Origin of the sequence: Vaccinium witches'-broom phytoplasma str. VAC (assembly GCF_000309405.1) — a bacterium.
Taxonomy (GTDB): Bacteria; Bacillota_I; Bacilli_A; order Acholeplasmatales; family Acholeplasmataceae; genus Phytoplasma.
In genome coordinates this window covers 1-288 of the sequence record NZ_AKIN01000226.1, presented here as the reverse complement: position 1 = coordinate 288, position 288 = coordinate 1, and the positions used below count along the sequence as shown (strand labels likewise).

Annotated in this window: 1 protein-coding gene; it reads left to right on the top strand. The window is 19.4% G+C overall.

The features are described from left to right. Nucleotides 1–108: 108 nt before the first annotated feature. On the top strand, nt 109–288 hold a 180-nt coding region (locus tag RI68_RS03035; protein WP_017193757.1), incomplete at its 3' end, for a sigma factor.

Genomic DNA, 288 nt, shown 5'->3' with positions numbered 1-288 from the left:
TTTTAAAAATTCTTTAAGACTAACTATTAAGTTAGTCTTTTTTTCTTTTCTAAGACTAAAAAAAATAATTTCTTATCTTTTCTAAAAACGTTTTTAGAAAGGAATTAAATGTTAAGAGAAGAATTATTTAAAGATTTTTTAAAAAATAAAAAGAATTTAGAAATACGAGAACAATTAATTGAACTTCATTTACCTTTAGTCAAAAAACTAACTTATCAATTTAAATATTATCCTCGAGTTTTAACTAAAGAAGATTTATATCAAGAAGGGTTTTTAGGATTAATCAAA